This window comes from Leptospira ainazelensis (genome assembly GCF_016918785.1).
Taxonomy (GTDB): Bacteria; Spirochaetota; Leptospiria; order Leptospirales; family Leptospiraceae; genus Leptospira; species Leptospira ainazelensis.
This window is the reverse complement of sequence record NZ_JAFFPT010000072.1, coordinates 160,048-176,615: the sequence shown is the minus strand read 5'-3', so window position 1 is coordinate 176,615 and position 16,568 is coordinate 160,048. Positions and strand designations below refer to the sequence as shown.

At 43.0% G+C, this 16,568-nt stretch carries 11 protein-coding genes and 1 pseudogene; 4 read left to right on the top strand and 8 right to left on the bottom strand.

Annotated features, from left to right (window positions below; translation table 11 throughout):
• Positions 1-393 precede the first annotated feature (393 nt).
• Positions 394-2,532: an ammonium transporter gene (gene amt, locus JWG44_RS17535; protein ID WP_205276289.1), complete on the top strand. Its 2,139-nt coding sequence runs from the start codon at positions 394-396 to the stop codon at positions 2,530-2,532.
• Positions 2,533-2,818: 286 nt separating this feature from the next.
• Here the strand turns inward: amt and JWG44_RS17530 are convergent, their stop codons facing one another.
• From JWG44_RS17530 to lipB, 6 genes are read right to left on the bottom strand one after another with little or no spacing between them, the layout of a single operon-like run.
• Positions 2,819-8,449, bottom strand: a complete 5,631-nt coding sequence (locus tag JWG44_RS17530; protein ID WP_205276288.1) for an LA_1737 family protein — start codon at positions 8,447-8,449, stop codon at positions 2,819-2,821.
• 22 nt (positions 8,450-8,471) lie between these two features.
• On the bottom strand, positions 8,472-8,693 hold the full coding sequence (locus tag JWG44_RS17525; RefSeq protein WP_205276287.1) for a DUF167 domain-containing protein: 222 nt from the start codon (positions 8,691-8,693) through the stop codon (positions 8,472-8,474).
• 10 nt (positions 8,694-8,703) lie between these two features.
• Positions 8,704-10,299 carry a murein biosynthesis integral membrane protein MurJ gene (murJ, locus tag JWG44_RS17520; RefSeq protein WP_205276286.1) on the bottom strand — a complete coding sequence of 532 codons (1,596 nt, stop codon included), beginning with the start codon at positions 10,297-10,299 and terminating at the stop codon, positions 8,704-8,706.
• Positions 10,300-11,175 carry an STAS domain-containing protein gene (locus JWG44_RS17515; RefSeq protein ID WP_205276285.1) on the bottom strand — a complete coding sequence of 292 codons (876 nt, stop codon included), beginning with the start codon at positions 11,173-11,175 and terminating at the stop codon, positions 10,300-10,302.
• 9 nt (positions 11,176-11,184) lie between these two features.
• Complete coding sequence (locus tag JWG44_RS17510) at positions 11,185-12,381, bottom strand: LIC_12071 family protein (protein WP_205276429.1); 1,197 nt, start codon at positions 12,379-12,381, stop codon at positions 11,185-11,187.
• Between the two features lie 51 nt (positions 12,382-12,432).
• Positions 12,433-13,080 (bottom strand): lipoyl(octanoyl) transferase LipB, encoded by a 648-nt coding sequence (gene lipB, locus JWG44_RS17505; RefSeq protein WP_205276284.1) that lies wholly within the window; start codon positions 13,078-13,080, stop codon positions 12,433-12,435.
• A gap of 18 nt (positions 13,081-13,098) precedes the next feature.
• Here lipB and JWG44_RS17500 point away from each other — a divergent pair, with 18 nt between their 5' ends.
• The 3 genes from JWG44_RS17500 (at position 13,099) to JWG44_RS17490 (ending at position 14,932) form a co-directional block, all read left to right on the top strand.
• A complete protein-coding gene (locus tag JWG44_RS17500) occupies positions 13,099-13,632 on the top strand; it encodes a type II toxin-antitoxin system antitoxin SocA domain-containing protein (RefSeq protein WP_205276283.1) in 534 nt (177 codons plus the stop codon).
• Between the two features lie 27 nt (positions 13,633-13,659).
• The gene (gene panD, locus JWG44_RS17495) at positions 13,660-13,995 is read left to right on the top strand and encodes an aspartate 1-decarboxylase (protein ID WP_003009844.1); all 336 of its coding nucleotides are present in this window, start codon (positions 13,660-13,662) and stop codon (positions 13,993-13,995) included.
• 88 nt (positions 13,996-14,083) lie between these two features.
• Positions 14,084-14,932, top strand: a complete 849-nt coding sequence (locus JWG44_RS17490; RefSeq protein ID WP_205276282.1) for a hypothetical protein — start codon at positions 14,084-14,086, stop codon at positions 14,930-14,932.
• A gap of 1,099 nt (positions 14,933-16,031) precedes the next feature.
• Here JWG44_RS17490 and JWG44_RS17485 read toward each other — a convergent pair.
• Positions 16,032-16,286 (bottom strand): hypothetical protein, encoded by a 255-nt coding sequence (locus tag JWG44_RS17485; protein WP_118957283.1) that lies wholly within the window; start codon positions 16,284-16,286, stop codon positions 16,032-16,034.
• Between the two features lie 38 nt (positions 16,287-16,324).
• A pseudogene (locus JWG44_RS17480) lies at positions 16,325-16,568 on the bottom strand (LIC12077 family protein); the annotation flags it as partial.

Genomic DNA, 16,568 nt, shown 5'->3' with positions numbered 1-16,568 from the left:
AATCGCCCCTTTATTCCGGTTCTGCAATTGCTTTTATTAAAAACGAGTATTTCCGAATAAAAATAATCTCAGTTTTGCAAAAAACAAAAACTGAAAAATCGACAGTTTAATTTTCTATTTCACAATTTATGAATATTCTTTTCTCAAATTTGAAACTTTCGTCCGTTTATCTCTCCGAAAACCGGCAGGCTCTTCAATCCACCGAGCCTTTTAGGGCCGTAGGAATAACAGCCCTAAAACTGACGTTTCTGATTCTATAAAAATCAGAATGCCTCATTTATAAGCATAGCATAACGTTCTTACAAACTTTAAAAAGTTAAGAATTATTAGTAAAAACGAAAATCATAAAATGATTCTTGCAAACTTTATTCGTCTGAAAGACAAAAGACGCAGATGCCTAAGACAAATTTCGACATACTTTGGATCATCCTTTCATCCGGACTTGTTTTTTTTATGCAGGCGGGTTTTCTTTGTCTTGAATCCGGACTTACGCGGACTAAAAACTCGATCAATGTCGCCATCAAAAACATCACCGATTTCGGAATCGCGACTCTCATCTTCTACTCCGTAGGATTCGGTCTTATGTTTGGAACGAGTTCCTTAGGTTTTATCGGATCCGATTCTTTCTTTCCCGAATTTTCAACGGCGCATCCTGAAATAGCGGTCTTCTTTTTGTTTCAACTCATGTTTTGCGGTACGGCGGCGACAATCGTTTCGGGAGCCGTCGCCGAACGTATGAAATTCGGCGCTTATATAGTAGTCACGATTGTTATCTCGGCAATTATTTATCCGATCTTCGGTCATTGGGTTTGGGGAAAGGATCTACTCAACTGGGAAACCGCAACGGGTTGGCTCGGTAAAATGGGTTTTGTCGATTTCGCCGGTTCGACGGTCGTTCACAGCGTCGGGGGTTGGGTGGGACTCGCGGCGATGCTCCTCCTAGGCAATCGTTCCGGAAGATACGGAGCCGACGGATCGGTTCGTTATATCACGGGACACAACCTTCCTCTTGCGATGCTTGGAACTCTGATTCTTTGGCTCGGATGGATCGGCTTTAACGGAGGAAGCACGTTAGCGTTCACTGCCTCCGTACCCAAGATCATCGTCAACACGATGTTCGCCGCCGCGAGCGGTATGGCGGCTTCCCTTATCTATGGATGGATCCGGCTTCAGTATGCGGAGGCGACTCTTCCCCTAAACGGAGCGTTAGCCGGTCTTGTCGCGATCACCGCATCCTGTCACGCGGTCAATTCCATAGATTCGGTCTTTATCGGTTTTGTCGCGGGTATCATCATGTATGAAACGAGAACTCTTTTGGATAGACTGCAAATCGACGACGCGGTCGGAGCCATCCCCGTACATCTCGCCGCAGGGGTTTGGGGAACGATCGCTGTCGGTTTGTTTGGAAATCTGGAAGTTTTGGGAACCGGCCTCACACGGTGGGAACAGATCCAAGTGCAAGGTATCGGAATTCTAACTTGTTGCGCTCTTGCCTTCGGATTGAGTTATCTCATCCTCGGTTTGACCAATCGTTTTTTTAAGTTTCGAGTTTCCGAACTGAACGAACAAAAAGGTCTGAACTATACCGAACACAGGGCCACTACCGAACTCATAGATCTTTTTCTCGAGATGGAGTATCAAAAAAGAACGGGTGATCTCAGCAAGGATCTTTCCATCGAACCTTTCACTGAAGTCGGTCAGATCGCCGAACGATACAACTCCGTTTTGGGAAGAATCCGGATGAACATCAAAGAAAAGGAGATGCTCACAAAACAACTCGAAGAGAACCTCAATCTGATTCAAAACGATCTTTCGACGGCAAAAAAAATCCAGTCGGGAATCATCTCTCAAAAAGATAGAACCATCGGGGAACTTGAGATTATCATACGTTATCTGCCACTGAGCGAAGTCGGAGGGGATTTTTTCGACATCATGGAACTACGTCCCGGACTGACCCGATTTTTCCTTGCGGACGCGACCGGTCACGGAATACAAGCCGCCCTAATCACTATGGCGATTAAAGCCATCTACGAATCCCTCAAACGGGGAATTTACAGCGTCACTGAAATTTTGTATCACCTAAACAACGAATTTCTAAATACATTCAAAAATTTGAATCAATTCTTCACTTGTATCGTGCTCGATATCGATACGAATTCCGGAAACGTTCGTTACGCGTCCGCAGGTCATATTCCTCAATATCTGATTTTCGGGGACAAAATCGTAAAACTGGAAAAAACGGGACGAATCGTCGGAGCCATCTCTAAAACGGAATACACGTCAAACGAAATCAAAATCAGACCGGATTCCAAACTTGTACTTTTTACGGACGGACTTGTTGAACAGTGGAACAGTGAGAAAGAGGAATTCGGCGAAGACAGAGTCGAAAAAATCATTCACTCTATGGATTCCAAACCGCTTCGAGAAGGAATCGACTCTTTGTTAAGCGAACAGGAAAAATTCTTATCCGGAGTCGCAAAACAGGACGATATCTCGATCATCGGAATCAATTGGAAACAAAACGGAGTTTGAATAGCGGATTCCTGTTTCCCATAACCTTACCCACAAGTTAAGAAAGCGAATTCGAATCAGGGGATCCCAATTTTAATTTTTGTAGGAGTTCCTACAATTGAGATTTTTTACTTGCAAAATAATGATTTTCTGATAGAGCAAAGTCGTCCGAGTTTTCCACCATCCCGCCCCTCCACCCGAAATTTGGGCGGGGATTTCGTTTCACGGAGGATTGTCGTAGTTACGACAAATTCATTTAAAGGTTCAGTTCACTTTGTGGGTAAGGTCATGCCCCTTTCCCGGCGGTCTAATCCGTTTTTTCCGGACTACTTCCTCCCCCAAATACTCGAACCCAATCTACTCCGAGAACTCGGCTGTAGGTCACTCCCTTCGCCGTCCTAGTTCTGCTATAAATAAATTTAAAAAAGGAAGTTTTCTCATATCCGGTCTGGGTCTCGTATTCATGATTCCAGATAAGGCCCCCGATCGCCGGAAAACCGAAGATTCCCCGATTTCTAAAACCCCGTTCCGCTTTCGTTTCGGAAAAGTAAAAAAGTCCTCCCAAAACCTTTGTCGATTCCTCTTTGTAAATTTCGGAACGGTTGTTGTAATAAACGAGTCCAAAGCCGCCTAACGTGAGAGAGCCGTCCCTATCTTTCGAATGATAGGTAAGAGCCGGCGGAAGTAAAAAGGAATAACCTTCTTCGGTTTCGCTGTATCGATAGATCGGAAGAAAGTTCTGAATTCTTTCCTGGGGAGAATTGAGATAATGAATCCAAAGAAAGTTCCAATCCGTCAGCTGAGGAGTCGACTCGTATCCCGCTAAAATCCCGCCGAGTACGGACCAGCGGGTTCTATCTTTTTTAAATTCGGAATGAAATGCGCCTAAAAACAAGGACAACTCTCTTCTTTGTTCCGACAACGAGGATTCAATGTCCACAAGATAAAGAAAATTATAACGATTGCTCGTAGTGTTTCTTCCCTGATAGTATCCCATTAAGAAAAATGAATATTCATTTCCTTCGTTAAAGGAAGTGTAAACAAGAGGAAACAAAAGAAACGTTTTTTCACCTCCGTTTCTTTCGCTGGAATAATAAAACGAGGGAAATAGATACAAACTTTTGCTTCCGACCTCGTCGTCGCGTTTGTAATTCAGAAGAATTCCGAACAGATTTGTGTGGGAACGGATTTTTCCCTGTCTTTCGTTAAAACTCCGATAACTTACGATCGGAACGATCCAACGGTAATAATCGTAGTCCTTGTGATCGGAACTTTTGTAAAAGAAAAGAGGAAACAGATACGAGCTCGTTTCGTGTTCTTCCTCCATTCCATTTTTCTCATATCCGAAAAGTGCAAGCGCCGCTTTAAAAGAAACGGATTCGGATCCGTTATGAAGATACTGTGTGTTTTTATAGTTCGCTAAAAACAACCAGTCAAAACCCCAAACGTCCTTTTTTACTTTGTCCTCGCGAATACGTTCCTCAAACGTATGGAGCAAGGGCAAAGGAAGAATCGGATAAAATCGATTCACGTAAAGATTTGAGCCATTACCTTCCTGAACGGATTTTGTCTGAAAGAAAACGGGAGTAAAAGTTGTGTAATCCACGTAACCCTTTCGAGTGACCTCTTCTTTTTGATACCAAAAAGGAAGAAACATAAAACGTTTGAGCCCGTTTTTTTGATCGGTTCTACTTCCGGCGATAAGCAAAAAATTCGTTTCGGAGGAAGTCGGAGTCACTTCGTTCGAATAAAGAATCGGAATCATACTGGAAGAATAGATTTGATTTCCGTTTTCCTGTTCCGTCTTTCGAAAAAAGAATAAGGAGACATTCCAAGAACGTTTGCTTTTGTTCGGTTCGACTTCCGAAGAATAACCTCCTAAAAGACCGAGAAACATCTTAAATTCGAAAGTTTGCTTTTTAAGAATCGGAAAATTTTTCTGTTCTACGTTCGCCAAAAACATCCAAGTCCAACCGTTTGTCTCGGTCCTGGTTCCGTTTTCCTTCACATTTTCATAGGTATAAAAAAGAGGGATCGGAAAGATCGTATAGAAGGTATTATCGTTAGAATCTATGAGTTTTGAACTTCCCTGCTTCAAACTCTTGTGAACATACAAAAGCGAATACACGGTGGAATCGATCTGCCCGAAAGGGGTTCTTTCCTTTTCGTAATAAATAAACGGAGGAAGAAGAAGCCTTTCCTCTTGAGTCAGAGAATTCTTTCTATAATGAAAGATCAACGCGAACGTCGCGTCGTAAGAATCCGGAGTCCGTTTCGCGGAATAAAAGAAAGGTACTGTATCCGACTTAAACTTCCAATCCTCGCCTTCGTTGATTCTTTTGCCGAAATAAAAAGGAAAGACATAAAAAGAGGAGACTTCTTCTTTCTCTCCTTGTTTCAGCTTCGATGCCCCCGTGAGGAGAAGAAAATTCCAGGAAGAAGCGTCTAACGAGGAAGAACTGTAATGACCCAAAACAAAACGATATCTTTCGTCATTCTCCCTCCCCCACAAAACAAAAGGAACCGGAAGCAAAAAGTTCAGTTCGGAAACATTCGGTTTATCGAATACGATTTCTTCGTTTGATCGGCTGTAATATAAAGGGCTTAAAAAAGAGGAACTTTTTCTTTTTAAGGAGACGTCTTCGCTGGAAGAATATAGAAAAAGAGGAGTATAAAGATTTCTCTCGGTCAAAACGGGATTTCCGGAGACCGAACGATCTTCGTAGTTTCTAAAATAGAACGGAAAGAACAAACTGTAACCGGAGCCGTTGTTGTTCCCGTTCGAATGGTTGTAATCTTCGGAAGCCTGATAGAAAGGAAATAAAATCCCGTGAAAGGAAGAATGTTCATAAGTTCCCGTCTTTTCCTTCGAACGGTAAAAGAAGATACTTTTTGTTTCCAAAGAGGAGGCCGATTCCTTATGAGCAAAGAACGGAAAAAAACGATAAGCGACTTCCTCTTTCGACTTTGAATAACGGATCAGAGGCCAGAGAACTGAATATTCCTTTCGATCCTTATCCTGTTCCGTAACAAAAAGAAAAATTCCGAAAGAACGGACAAAGTCCGCCCCTTTTTTTTGTTCGGCGTAAAGAGGAAACACAACCCGATAGGATTCGTCCCCGATGGTTCCCCAAAAAGTCGGCAAAGGAAGCGGAAACGCGAAAATTTTGTCTTCATTGTTTTTTCCCCAAGTAAACCAACCGAGCGGAAGAATTCGAAAGTGTTTTTTATCGTCTCCGGATTGATAGCTCGCGATTCCGAATAACGCTTCCCAACCGAAATAATTTCTTGAATTTTCTCTCGCTAATTTTTTATAAGAAACAAAGTTCGAAGTTTCTTTCGGCGAATTCGGTTCTTTCTCTTCCCCCACGACCGCGATTCGAACTTCCTTTTTTGTATCGCGACCTTTTTGATTCTTCACCTGCGGAGAAACCGGAACCGGTTCCTCTTTTTTTTCATCGCCAAAAAACGTAAGAGGATTGGAAAGTTCCTTACGCAGGGAAACGCTAAAAAGATTATAAATAAACGCGTAATCCAAATCGACGTAGAATTCTTTTCCCGATTCGCCAGATTTCAAAGAAGCGTCAAACTTACCTCCAGTTTGGGAGATCGAAACGCCGCCAAAGTAGAGTTCCAGATTTTTATTCTTCTCGTAGTATTTGAGATAGGCGGGAAGAAAAATATCTCCTCTCGAATCCGGATTCTTCCATTGCCAATAAAACGGTGCGACAAAATTCGAACTTGTTTTTTCCTCTCTGTTTTCGGAAGAATAATAGAGCAAAATCCAGTCTCGATCCACGTTCGGAGAACGAAGTCGAAAGTGAATCGGACTCAAGGAAACGTAATCCCGATCTTCCCCGCCGAATCGAGCATAAAAAGGCAACCAGAGATTATATTCATTTTTTTGATAGTAGTGTAACGGAAGAATGGTTCTTGTAGTCGTCTCACCCGTAGGATCCTTCCAGCGATAATACAAACCCGCTAGACCCAAAAAGGAATCCCCGGTTTTCGATTCCGAAGAATAATAGAACGGATAAAACCTTTGAAAGGAAGAATCTTTCGAACCGTATTCGTGGTAGCCGAGTATAAACAATTCGTCTTCGGTCGCGGAATAGTATTTATAATAAAAAGGGGCAATGGTTATTTTTTCAGTTTGGGATCCGTTCTGGAAAAAAAGAAGTAATGGCATCGCAAGATAAGAATTCTTTTTATGAAAGTAAAACGGAAAGACAAAGGACGAAAGGTATTCTCCCTTTGTATCCTTACTCCAATAAGTATTTAAAACCAATGTCTCCGATTCTTTTCCGCGAGTATGTCGATATATCGGAACGGGTAAAAGTGAGAGCTGCGTAAAATTATCTCCGTCATAGCTGTGATGATACAAAGGTAAAACGGTAAGATAAGAATTCTTTTTGTAAAAAAGAAAAGGAGCGCTGATCAACTCGGTCAAACCTTTTCCCCGTTCTCGTTTGAAATACGTATTCAAATAGTAATCGTGATAGACTTCTTCGGATCGATACTGATAAAAAAGAGGTCCGGCCCGGCTTACGGACTTGTCGCGATCCATCCAGGAAAAGTAAAACGGAAAGACCGTAAGTGCGGACAATCCCTCTTTGTCAGTCTTCCAATACGTATTGATCAAAAAATTTTCGGAATATTCCTTTGCGTCCTTGCGATAATAGAGCAGAGGAAAAATAAACTGTGTAAACTCTTCTCCGTTGTAGTTGTGGTGATACAAGGGAAATATGCTGAAATGAGAATTTTCTTTGTAAAAGACGATCGGAAAAACGGTGAAACTGGAATCGGGTTGATTTTTACTTCCGGACCAATAGACCAAGGGCAAAACCCGAAAATAACTCCAGTCCTTATCCTTTCCCCACTGAAAGATAAGAAAGTTTCTGATTTTGTAATTTTCGCCGTCTTCCTGTAAGTACAAAGCCAAAGGAAGAAATAAAAACTTCGTAGTTTCCGAACGTAGAGAAATCGACTTTGATTTGTACCAACCGATCGGACTAAAAGAATATTCAAAATATGAGTCGCTCGTTTTTTCCTCGTCTTGAAACCAAATCGGAGAATAGATCGAGAACTTCTTGGATTCGCGATTCGATCTGGATTGATGATAAAAGGGAAAAAAAGTAAACGAATAGTCCTCTCTTACTTTTTGGGTCGAATAATAAATCAAAGGTAAAAATCGGAAAAATCTTTTTTCCAAATCGTGCCCCCACTGAAACAGGGTCAGAGTCGTTTTGGATTCTTCCGAAGACTCCTTGTTGAAAAAGAGCAAGGGAAGAATCACCGTCGAAGTCGATCTGACTCCGTTGATCAATTCATTCTCCCTCGCGATCAAGGGAAAAAAACCGGGAAACATCGAAAAACTTTTTTCAAACCCCGGTCCCGATGAACTTGAGTTAAATCCTACCCAAAAAAATCTCGTGGACTCTCGATACCCGGAACCTCCTCCGGACGGTTCGACCCTATGCCGGTAGTAAAGCGGAGAAAAAAAAGTGTTCTCTTCGACCCCTTCCAGATTTACGCTCCGATAACTATAAAACGGAAAAAGATAACTTTTAGAGGCGTTACCCGCTTTCGCTTCCAGAGAATTATAAAAAGGGAATATTCTAAATTGTTTAAATTTCGGGTAATCAGTATATCGAACAAACCAGAAAAAGTGAATCGAACTGTGTCCTTCCCAGCGCTCCCAATCCACAAATCCGGCGCGCAACGGATATTTTTCTTCCTTTTCACTTCCGAAAATCTCCTTTTTCTCGCGGACCAGTTCGTCGAAAGGATCTTCCGTTTGGGACCAAAGAAAGGACGGGGCTAAAAATAGGAATAGAAGAAATACAAACCTGTACCAAAACTGGAACGGGTTCTTGCAGATTGATCTTTCTGATAGAGTATAATAGAGATTTTGGACGTGCCGTAAATAATTTCTCATTGTATTGAGTCGGATCGACGTTTTACAGATCAATTTCTACCGTCTTTCGTTTGCCTTTTTCACCCGAGAGAATTCGAATCTTTTTTTTCGGAACTTTCCATTCTTCCGAAAGCGCTTCGATGACGGCTTGATTTGCTTTTCCTTCCAAAGCCGGTTCACGAACCGCAATCGTTATGGAACCGTCCTCCTCTTTTCTAAGAAAGACTTTTTTTGAGTTCGGTTTTACGTGAATCGTAAACTTCATTCCAACTTTGTTAGGCGATCCTGTGTTTTTTACGAAACCTTCCCACCAAGAGGTATATCCCTTCCACTCTAAAAACGAGACTCGAAATAAAAAAAAGCGCCATAGCAGGAATAATTACGATACAAAGATTGATCCTGGAAGCCTGCGCGTAACTCACTCCCCCTTCTTCCAAATAGTTTAGAATGGAAGAATATAAGAATAAATTGTGAAAGATCAGATAAGTTCCCAAAAGAAAAAACGGCACGACCATCTTGGAAATTTTTTTCAAAAGTGAAAGCCAAGGAAATTCGACCCTGTGTTTTTTGAGAAGGGATCCCAATAAAATAAAGGTGATCGATGCCGATATCGCCGATGCGAGTGCGATCGCCGAGTGTTTTAAAAACCAGACAAGAGAAAGATTCAATACGATATTGATCGTAAAGGATGCGGACTGAATCTTCAAAGGGGTTTTTGTGTCTTGGAACGCATAATAGGAAGAAATTAAAATCTTATTGATGCTAAAAAAAGGAATCGCGATCGAATAAAAAATCAATGGCAACACGGCCGTGTGGGTCGCGAGATGATCCCACTTCCCGCCGAAGTAAATGGAATCCAAAATGGATCCGGATAAAAGAGACATTCCGATCGCCGCAGGAACCGTAAGAAAGATCGCAAACTCAAGCGCCGCCGACAATTCCGTTCCCACCTCGGACCACTGTTCGTTTTTCAAGGATTGAAGAAGCGCGGGAAGAATTGTCGTCGCCAAAGCGACTCCTATGATCCCAGTAGGAAGTTGAACGAGTCTCTGCGCGTAATCCAAACTCACGACCGCACCCAAACCCGGGTTGTGGTTCTGAACCCAATTGGCGAGAAAGATATCCACGAGAAGACTCAGTTGATAAAAACCTCCTCCGAGGGCCGCGGGCAGCATCAAACGAAAAATCTTTCGGATCGCGGGATGTTTCCAGTTCCAGTTGATCTTCGGCATATCCCCTTTTTTCCAGACAAACCAGGCCTGAACGAGAAACTGCAAAAGCCCACCCGTAACGATCGCCGAACAAAGAACAATCACTCGGTCGTGAAGATCGTTGATAAAAGGAAACAAACCGATAAATACAAAAAGATAACTCAGGTTCAAAATGATCGGAGAAAGGGAAGGAACAAAAAAACGGTTTTTGGAATTCGAAATCGCCATAAAGATCGCGGAAAGACTGGCTGTGACGATCAGAAAAAAGAGGATATAGGTCAGCTCTATTACTAAATTAGAATATTCTGGAGTTCCTCCCACGAGAAACGGAAGAAAAATAGGCGAGAAAAAAAACATCACTCCTACAAGAAGCGAAAGAATAAAGAATAAAAACGAAAGAACGGCGCCGCTCATAAACTTGGCTTCTTCTTCGCTGATTTTTCCGGACTCGGCGTAAAGCGGCATAAAAGATTGGGAAAGGGTTCCTTCCGCCAAAAGATTCCGAAACATGTTGGGCAAACGATAAGCGACCGAAAACGCGGAGGCGACCATACCGGTTCCGAAAGAAACGGCCATAAAATGATCTCTCACAAGACCGAGGATTCTGGATAAAAACGTATAAAACGAAAGCGCGATACTTCGCGAGGCGGCGTTGGACAACTAAAGATTTCCTAGAAGTTTTTCTAGGTATCGAACTCCGCCCATGGCATTTAGGTCAAACTGAATCTGACAGGCCGGACATTGGTATCTTCCCGGCTTGGAAACCCGAATCCTGCTGCTACAAGCTCCGCAATAGATGATCCGTTTTGGAAAACGTTTCTCGGTTTCAATGGCTTTATCCAAAGCCGATTTCGCGGAATAAGGCGAAGATAAGGACTCCGAAACAACGTTCGATTCTTCCGTCTTGGAAAGGATCGGAGAAGGTTTAGAAGAAGAATGCGCCACCGCTTGAGACGGATCTTGTTTCGTCGAACCCGAAGTCAAAACTTCTTTCGGCTCGGTCTCCGGAATCTCGGAAGAAGAAACCTCCAATTCGGGAACGGTCTGAATTTCGGGAATATAGACGGAATGAGAACCGCCAAAACCGGAACGGGAAGACCCGGGAGAGGCCGAAGAATAAAACTGAATCGTTTCGTTTCTTTTGATCCGGGAAATCGGAGAAGATTCTTTTTTTGAAGTTCTCTGATCTTGGATTTTGATCAGGGAAAGATATTCTTCCGCACGGGAAGGATCTTCGAAAAAGGAAATCGTCTTACCAAAACCCAGAAAGCTGAGTAACGTTTTGCATTCTTCGTTAAACGCGCAATAGGCGGAGGAAGCTCCCCTGTTTTTTAAAAAATTCTCGAAACGAGCAAGAACGCTGATTCCTTCGGCTTCGATATATTCGAGTTCTTCGCAGGAAAATAAAAATTTCCGGATTCCTTCTTCCCATTTCGATTTTAGATAAGAATAAAAATCCTCCGCGCTCGAAACGTCGAGTTTTCCCTTCAGTTTGAGTTTGAGAATGTTCCCGGAAAGTCTGGATCGGATTTCCACGTTTTTATCTTATCCTAGGTAGATCGCGTCCAAAACTTCCTCTTTGGAAGCGACGATGGTCGGTTGAACCGTCGTAATCGCGGGTTCCGAGTGAGAAAGCGGAGCGTTTGTAACGGGCGAAGGTTCGATCGGTTGTGCGACTGCGGAAGCAACCTGAGGTGAGGAAATCGACTCCGAGACAACGGAAGCTACCTGCGGTGCAGAGGCCGGTTCTGAGACAACGGAAGCAACCTGCGTGTTCGAAATCGGAGACGCGGTTAAAACGGGAGTTTCGGAAATCGGAACGGACGCGACTTCTTCAATTCTCGCGGTCGTATTTCCCAGACTTCCGGGAATCGGAAGAGAATCCAGAGGACTGGACTTTCTCGCAAGAACCGGAACGTTGATCTCGGAAGAATGAGAGACCTTTTCCACGAGGGGTCTCGAACTCAAATCGGGAACCGATTGTCTTGTGGAATTGCCCAAGGTCAAAAGAAGATAAACAAATTCTAAGAATAAAGCCGCGCCGAGCGCAATGAGAGAATAGTTTCGAACCAACCATTCCAAAAGTTCGGTTTGTTTGGAAACAAAGGTCCGGAAGTTTCCGCGGTCATATACCATATGAATCGCGGCGACCCGATCGAGTTTGATGGGATGATATACGGCAGCGGAAAGAAGAATTTCGGGTTCGTTGATCTCGGGAAAGTATCCACCGAGTTTGGAAAAGAATCCGCTCTTTGCGACGACTTCTTTTTTTTCACCCATAAGGACCGGAATTCCGATCTGCCATTTGCGAAGACGAAAGGCCCTTGTATAGAGCGCGTCTTGATAAAGAGTCACGGGTTTTCTCTTTTTCAGATCTTCCTGGAGATATTCCGGATTGGAATGAGCGAGGACGATTCCGGAATCGGTGGTTAAAAAAAGTTCTTTGATCGTATAACCGTCGGTGTCTTTTTCGGACAACTTCGTCATTCTATTAAAAACGAAATTCATATCTTCGTAGTTACGATCCACGCCCGAGTTTTCCGCGGCCTTTGCAAGAGTGCCTAACGTATCGCGGGCTCTGTTATCGGAGCCGATCTTTAAGAGTTCGAAAGAAGCCAGGGAAGATTCTAAAAACGACCAGGCCACGGCGCCGAGCGCGACCGCTTCGCAGACGATCAGCAATAAAAGAAAATAGAATATACTTTTGAAAATCTTCACGCTTCCGACCTCTCTTTCATCAATCGGAAGAAAAGAGGCATTCTCTTGAGGATAAAATAGGAGAACGGGCGTTTTTCAGAGAGAAACCGCGTTTTCTGAAGAAAGAAGAAAGGAATTCAGATTTTTTCGAACCTCGGAAAGAAATTGACTCCGTTTCGAAATTCCCGAGTCCAAACCCAACGTTTCGACGCTCGTCATGTCCATCCAGTTTCGACCGCAAGGATGGATACAACGAAACGCCCGAAAATCGTTGTTCAAGTTAAAGGCGACTCCGTAACTCGTAAAAAAGGACTTAAAGTTTACACCGATCGAACAGATCTTTTTCGAAGGATCGGATTGAAGATAGAGCCCGGGAGAATCCGGATCGGAGACAAGAGCCAAGTCCCAGGTTTTCAGCGCGGCGTCCTGGAGAGCGCCCAAAAAATTCTCCAGAAAGGAACGGATGGAAAGATTTCGTTTTTTCAAATCCACATGGGAATAGATCACGAGTTGACCGGGTTCGTGGGCGGTAAAATCCCCGCCCCTCTGGATAAAATGAACCGCGATCCCTTGGGATTCCAGAAATTCTTTTCCTAAGAGGAGATTCTCAAGATTATAATTGATTCCGCCGGTGATCGTGGGACCGTGTTCTAAAAACAGAACACATTCTTTCCGAAATCGGCGAAATTTTTCCTGCAATTCCACATAACGAAGGTATGGAAATTCTCCTTTCAGTTCGATCATTCTCACAAGATTCTTTATATGGAAAAACTTTTAGAAGTCATCTCTTTTATCCTCCAAAAATCCCAGAATGGAAGGGATCGTTTGTCCCTTTCCAAGCTCATCTACTACGCGGATGGGGTTTACTTTCAAAAAAACGCAAAGTTGATCACAAACCAGACTTATATCCATTTGGAGGATTCTCCCTGCGCCTTAGATTTTCAATCTGCGTTGCTTCATTTGAGAAAAAACGGTCTAATAGATATCAAACCCAGACTGACGGAAAAGGGAATCTCAGGATTTCAGATCGTTTGGACGGGAGAACCCGGAGAGGAAGCGGTAGATTTGAATCGACAGGAAAAACGAATCATTCGCAAGATTTTGGAGAATTTTAAGAATGCGGTCTACGATGAGAATCGGGTCTATCCCAATCTCTACGAAAACTACATCATTTCCCCACTTTTTGCGGAAATTCCATTTAGCATGGATACCTTGAATACCAAAATTCACTTTTTTAAGCGGAAAACGCTTTTAAATATCTCCGGTAAAATTTTTAAGGTACTATTTAGTGAATAACGGGACCCTAAGATGCAAATAACCGTAATGAAAGGTAAAATCCACCGGGCTACGGTAACAGACGCGGACCTGAACTATGAGGGAAGTCTGACCGTGGATATGGATCTTGTGGACGCGGCTGGAATGCGGGTCTATGAGAAGGTTTCCGTCGTAAACGTAAACAACGGAGCCCGCTTCGAGACTTACATCATCGAAGGAAAACGCGGTTCGGGCGATATTTGTCTGAATGGAGCGGCCGCCAGACTCGGAATGAAGGGTGACAAGGTCATCATCATCACCTACGCTCAAGTGGAAGAGAAAGAACTTCCCTCTAATTACTCCCCAAAAGTAGTTCACGTTGACGAAAATAACCGGAAACGGTAATTTTTGCAAAAAACGACTTTCCGAACCTAATTTCCGGCTCGTAGAGACCGATATAAATTAGTAAGAATTCCATCGGACCAGAATAACTATGAAATCTTTTTTGAGAATCTCTGTTTGCCTGCTACTTCTTTTCCTTGGTCAGTCATCCTATAGCCAGAACGCAGAAAAACCCGATCCGAACAAAAAGGACGGAGGAACAGACTACTATCCCCTCTCCTTCTACGACGAACGTCTCGCCGTGAAGAATATCTCTTTCTTCCGCAGACATTCCGATAACGGAAAGGGAGAATTTCTGGACGTGATGGTAGAACTGGAAAACCGGGACTTTGAACCCGCAAAGTTTTCAGCTTATATCATTGCGGTAAACGAAACCTCTTCCGTAAGCGCAGAAAAAAGAGAACTTGTTCCTTTTCCAAAATGGAGAGGATACGATTCCGAAAACAACACCTTGGTGATCAATTTCCAAAACCTAATGCCTCAGAAACTCGAACCAAAAGCGGTTTGGGGAGAAGAAAGATTCAATAAGGTTAAAAAAGAATACGATGATAAGATCGCGAAAGGAGAAACCGTAAAGATGGGAATCCCTGCTCTTACGGAAATCGTCACGTATCTTACCAATCATCCGGAAAACGCTTTGGAGTTTACGATCTTTGGAGAACAAGGTCCGAAAAAGGATCAAGTCTTACTCAGCAATTTTGTGGATCAGACCGAAGAGGAAAAAAAGAAACAATCTCACGATTCTTTGAACAAACACACATACACGATTTACAACGCGAAATACAAAACGACTCTGATGTCTCACCACTATACCGAATACAGACCCGGTTACGTAAGTTACAACAAAGTAGTGATTTTGATCTTCAATCCTTTAAAAGAGAAAAACAAGCTCGTCTATAGAAGATTTATGGACGTAAGCGGAATCAAACTCCTCAATTGAGAATTTCTTTTCGGGCGGAAGTCGCCGCCCGAAAGCTCGTTTCCCAAACCCAAATTTTCATCCTTCTTAAAAATCTTTTTTCCACCCTTCCGACAAATTAGTAAAAAGAAAAAATTCTAAACGGACTTATAGTCCCGTACAGAATTCGGAAAACTTTTGTACGGAGAGTTTGGTTCCAAAAGCTGTCGAGCGCCAATGGAAGCGTTGAATTTCAGAAGAGTGTAGGAACTCCAATCAAAATGTAGCAAAGAGGTGTCGTTAGAAAGTTTATAAACCGCTAAAATCTATGGTAACCCCGGCGTGCTCTTATTTTGTTTCCGTTGGTTCCATGAGAAGATTCAAAAAAAAATCGAAATCAAAAACAATCGATAAAGCACTACTAAAACGGCGTCCATTCTTTCGATTTATCATGCGGCTGAGAATGAAAATTGTATTATCTGAAGAAGGGCTGTCGGAGTTCCGACAATTGGGAACGGAGATTTGTTACTTGCAAAAAAAGTGATTTTGTGATAGAGAAAAGTCTCCCGAAGTTTTCCCTGCAACGCGATCCTTAGAGAGCGTTGCATTGAGTTAATCCACCCAAATTCAGCATAACCTTACCCACAAGTTTAAAAGTAATTTAGAATGAAGAAGGATCCCCGTATGACTTTTTGTATGAACTCCTACAACCGCGAGAGAGAATATTTCTTGCAAAATTATAATTCTGCGATATAGGAAAATCTCCCGATTTTTCCCGCCACCGCTCCCCTCCACCCAAGTTCAGGGCGGGGCGCGCGACTTTCACGGAAGAGTTGTAGGAGTTCCGACAATTGGGAACGGAGATTTGTTACTTGCAAAAAGCGTAATTTTCTGATAGAGCAAAATCTCCCGATTTTTCCCGCCACCGCTCCCCTCCACCCAAGTTCAGGGCGGGGCGCGAGACTTTCACGGAAGAGTTGTCGGAGCTACGACAAATAACTGTTGGTCACTCTATATAGGCATTTTTAGAAAACGGGTTCAAATAAAAAGAATGGAAATCACCTTAAAAATTTCGGCCTTCTTGGAAAAAGGACGCGGACAAACCCGATCTTAAATGACTCCGAAAACGAAAGAACCCTCTTTAGAGGGATTTTCTGGAACGTTTTGTCTGCTTCTTATAACGTTCGATGCTCTCTGGGACATATCTGGTAGACCAATCCGCTCCGCTCATATTCTTTTCAATCCAACCAGTTCCGTGATCCCAGCGCCCGTCTGAAAGAAAATCGAAGAAGTACGAAGAATTCATGTACCGGTACGAGTCCATGATATCGAGAATGTCCCTTTTTACGGGGAAACCCTGGCCGTTTTCGCTTTCTGAAAAGAAGCTATTGTCCATTGGTTCAATTCTAAGAATATGCATTTCCAATGTCCATTCTTTTTATTATGTTCGCATTGATTGGGCGACTTCCTCTTCCCAAAGCATCAATTGTCCCTTTTCCGCGTTTTCTTCGAAAGGGGACTTCCTTACAGCCAAGTCCCCCGATTTTTCTCCATGTAGGACCTCCTGACGCCGTTTTTTCACCTTTCTGGCTTCTTCTAAGATTCCTTCCAATTTCTCCTCTAAAAAATAACGCAATTGTTGCTCGATTTCGTTTTCTGTTTCTCGGATCAACACCAT

Coding starts and splice junctions, on each gene's coding strand:
- panD (WP_003009844.1), top strand. CDS start 13,660: ATGAAAGGTAAAATCCACCGGGCTACGGTAACAGACGCGGACCTGAAC.
- JWG44_RS17525 (WP_205276287.1), bottom strand. CDS start 8,693: ATGAAGTTTACGATTCACGTAAAACCGAACTCAAAAAAAGTCTTTCTT.
- JWG44_RS17490 (WP_205276282.1), top strand. CDS start 14,084: ATGAAATCTTTTTTGAGAATCTCTGTTTGCCTGCTACTTCTTTTCCTT.
- JWG44_RS17485 (WP_118957283.1), bottom strand. CDS start 16,286: ATGGACAATAGCTTCTTTTCAGAAAGCGAAAACGGCCAGGGTTTCCCC.
- lipB (WP_205276284.1), bottom strand. CDS start 13,080: ATGATCGAACTGAAAGGAGAATTTCCATACCTTCGTTATGTGGAATTG.
- amt (WP_205276289.1), top strand. CDS start 394: ATGCCTAAGACAAATTTCGACATACTTTGGATCATCCTTTCATCCGGA.
- JWG44_RS17530 (WP_205276288.1), bottom strand. CDS start 8,449: ATGAGAAATTATTTACGGCACGTCCAAAATCTCTATTATACTCTATCA.
- JWG44_RS17500 (WP_205276283.1), top strand. CDS start 13,099: ATGGAAAAACTTTTAGAAGTCATCTCTTTTATCCTCCAAAAATCCCAG.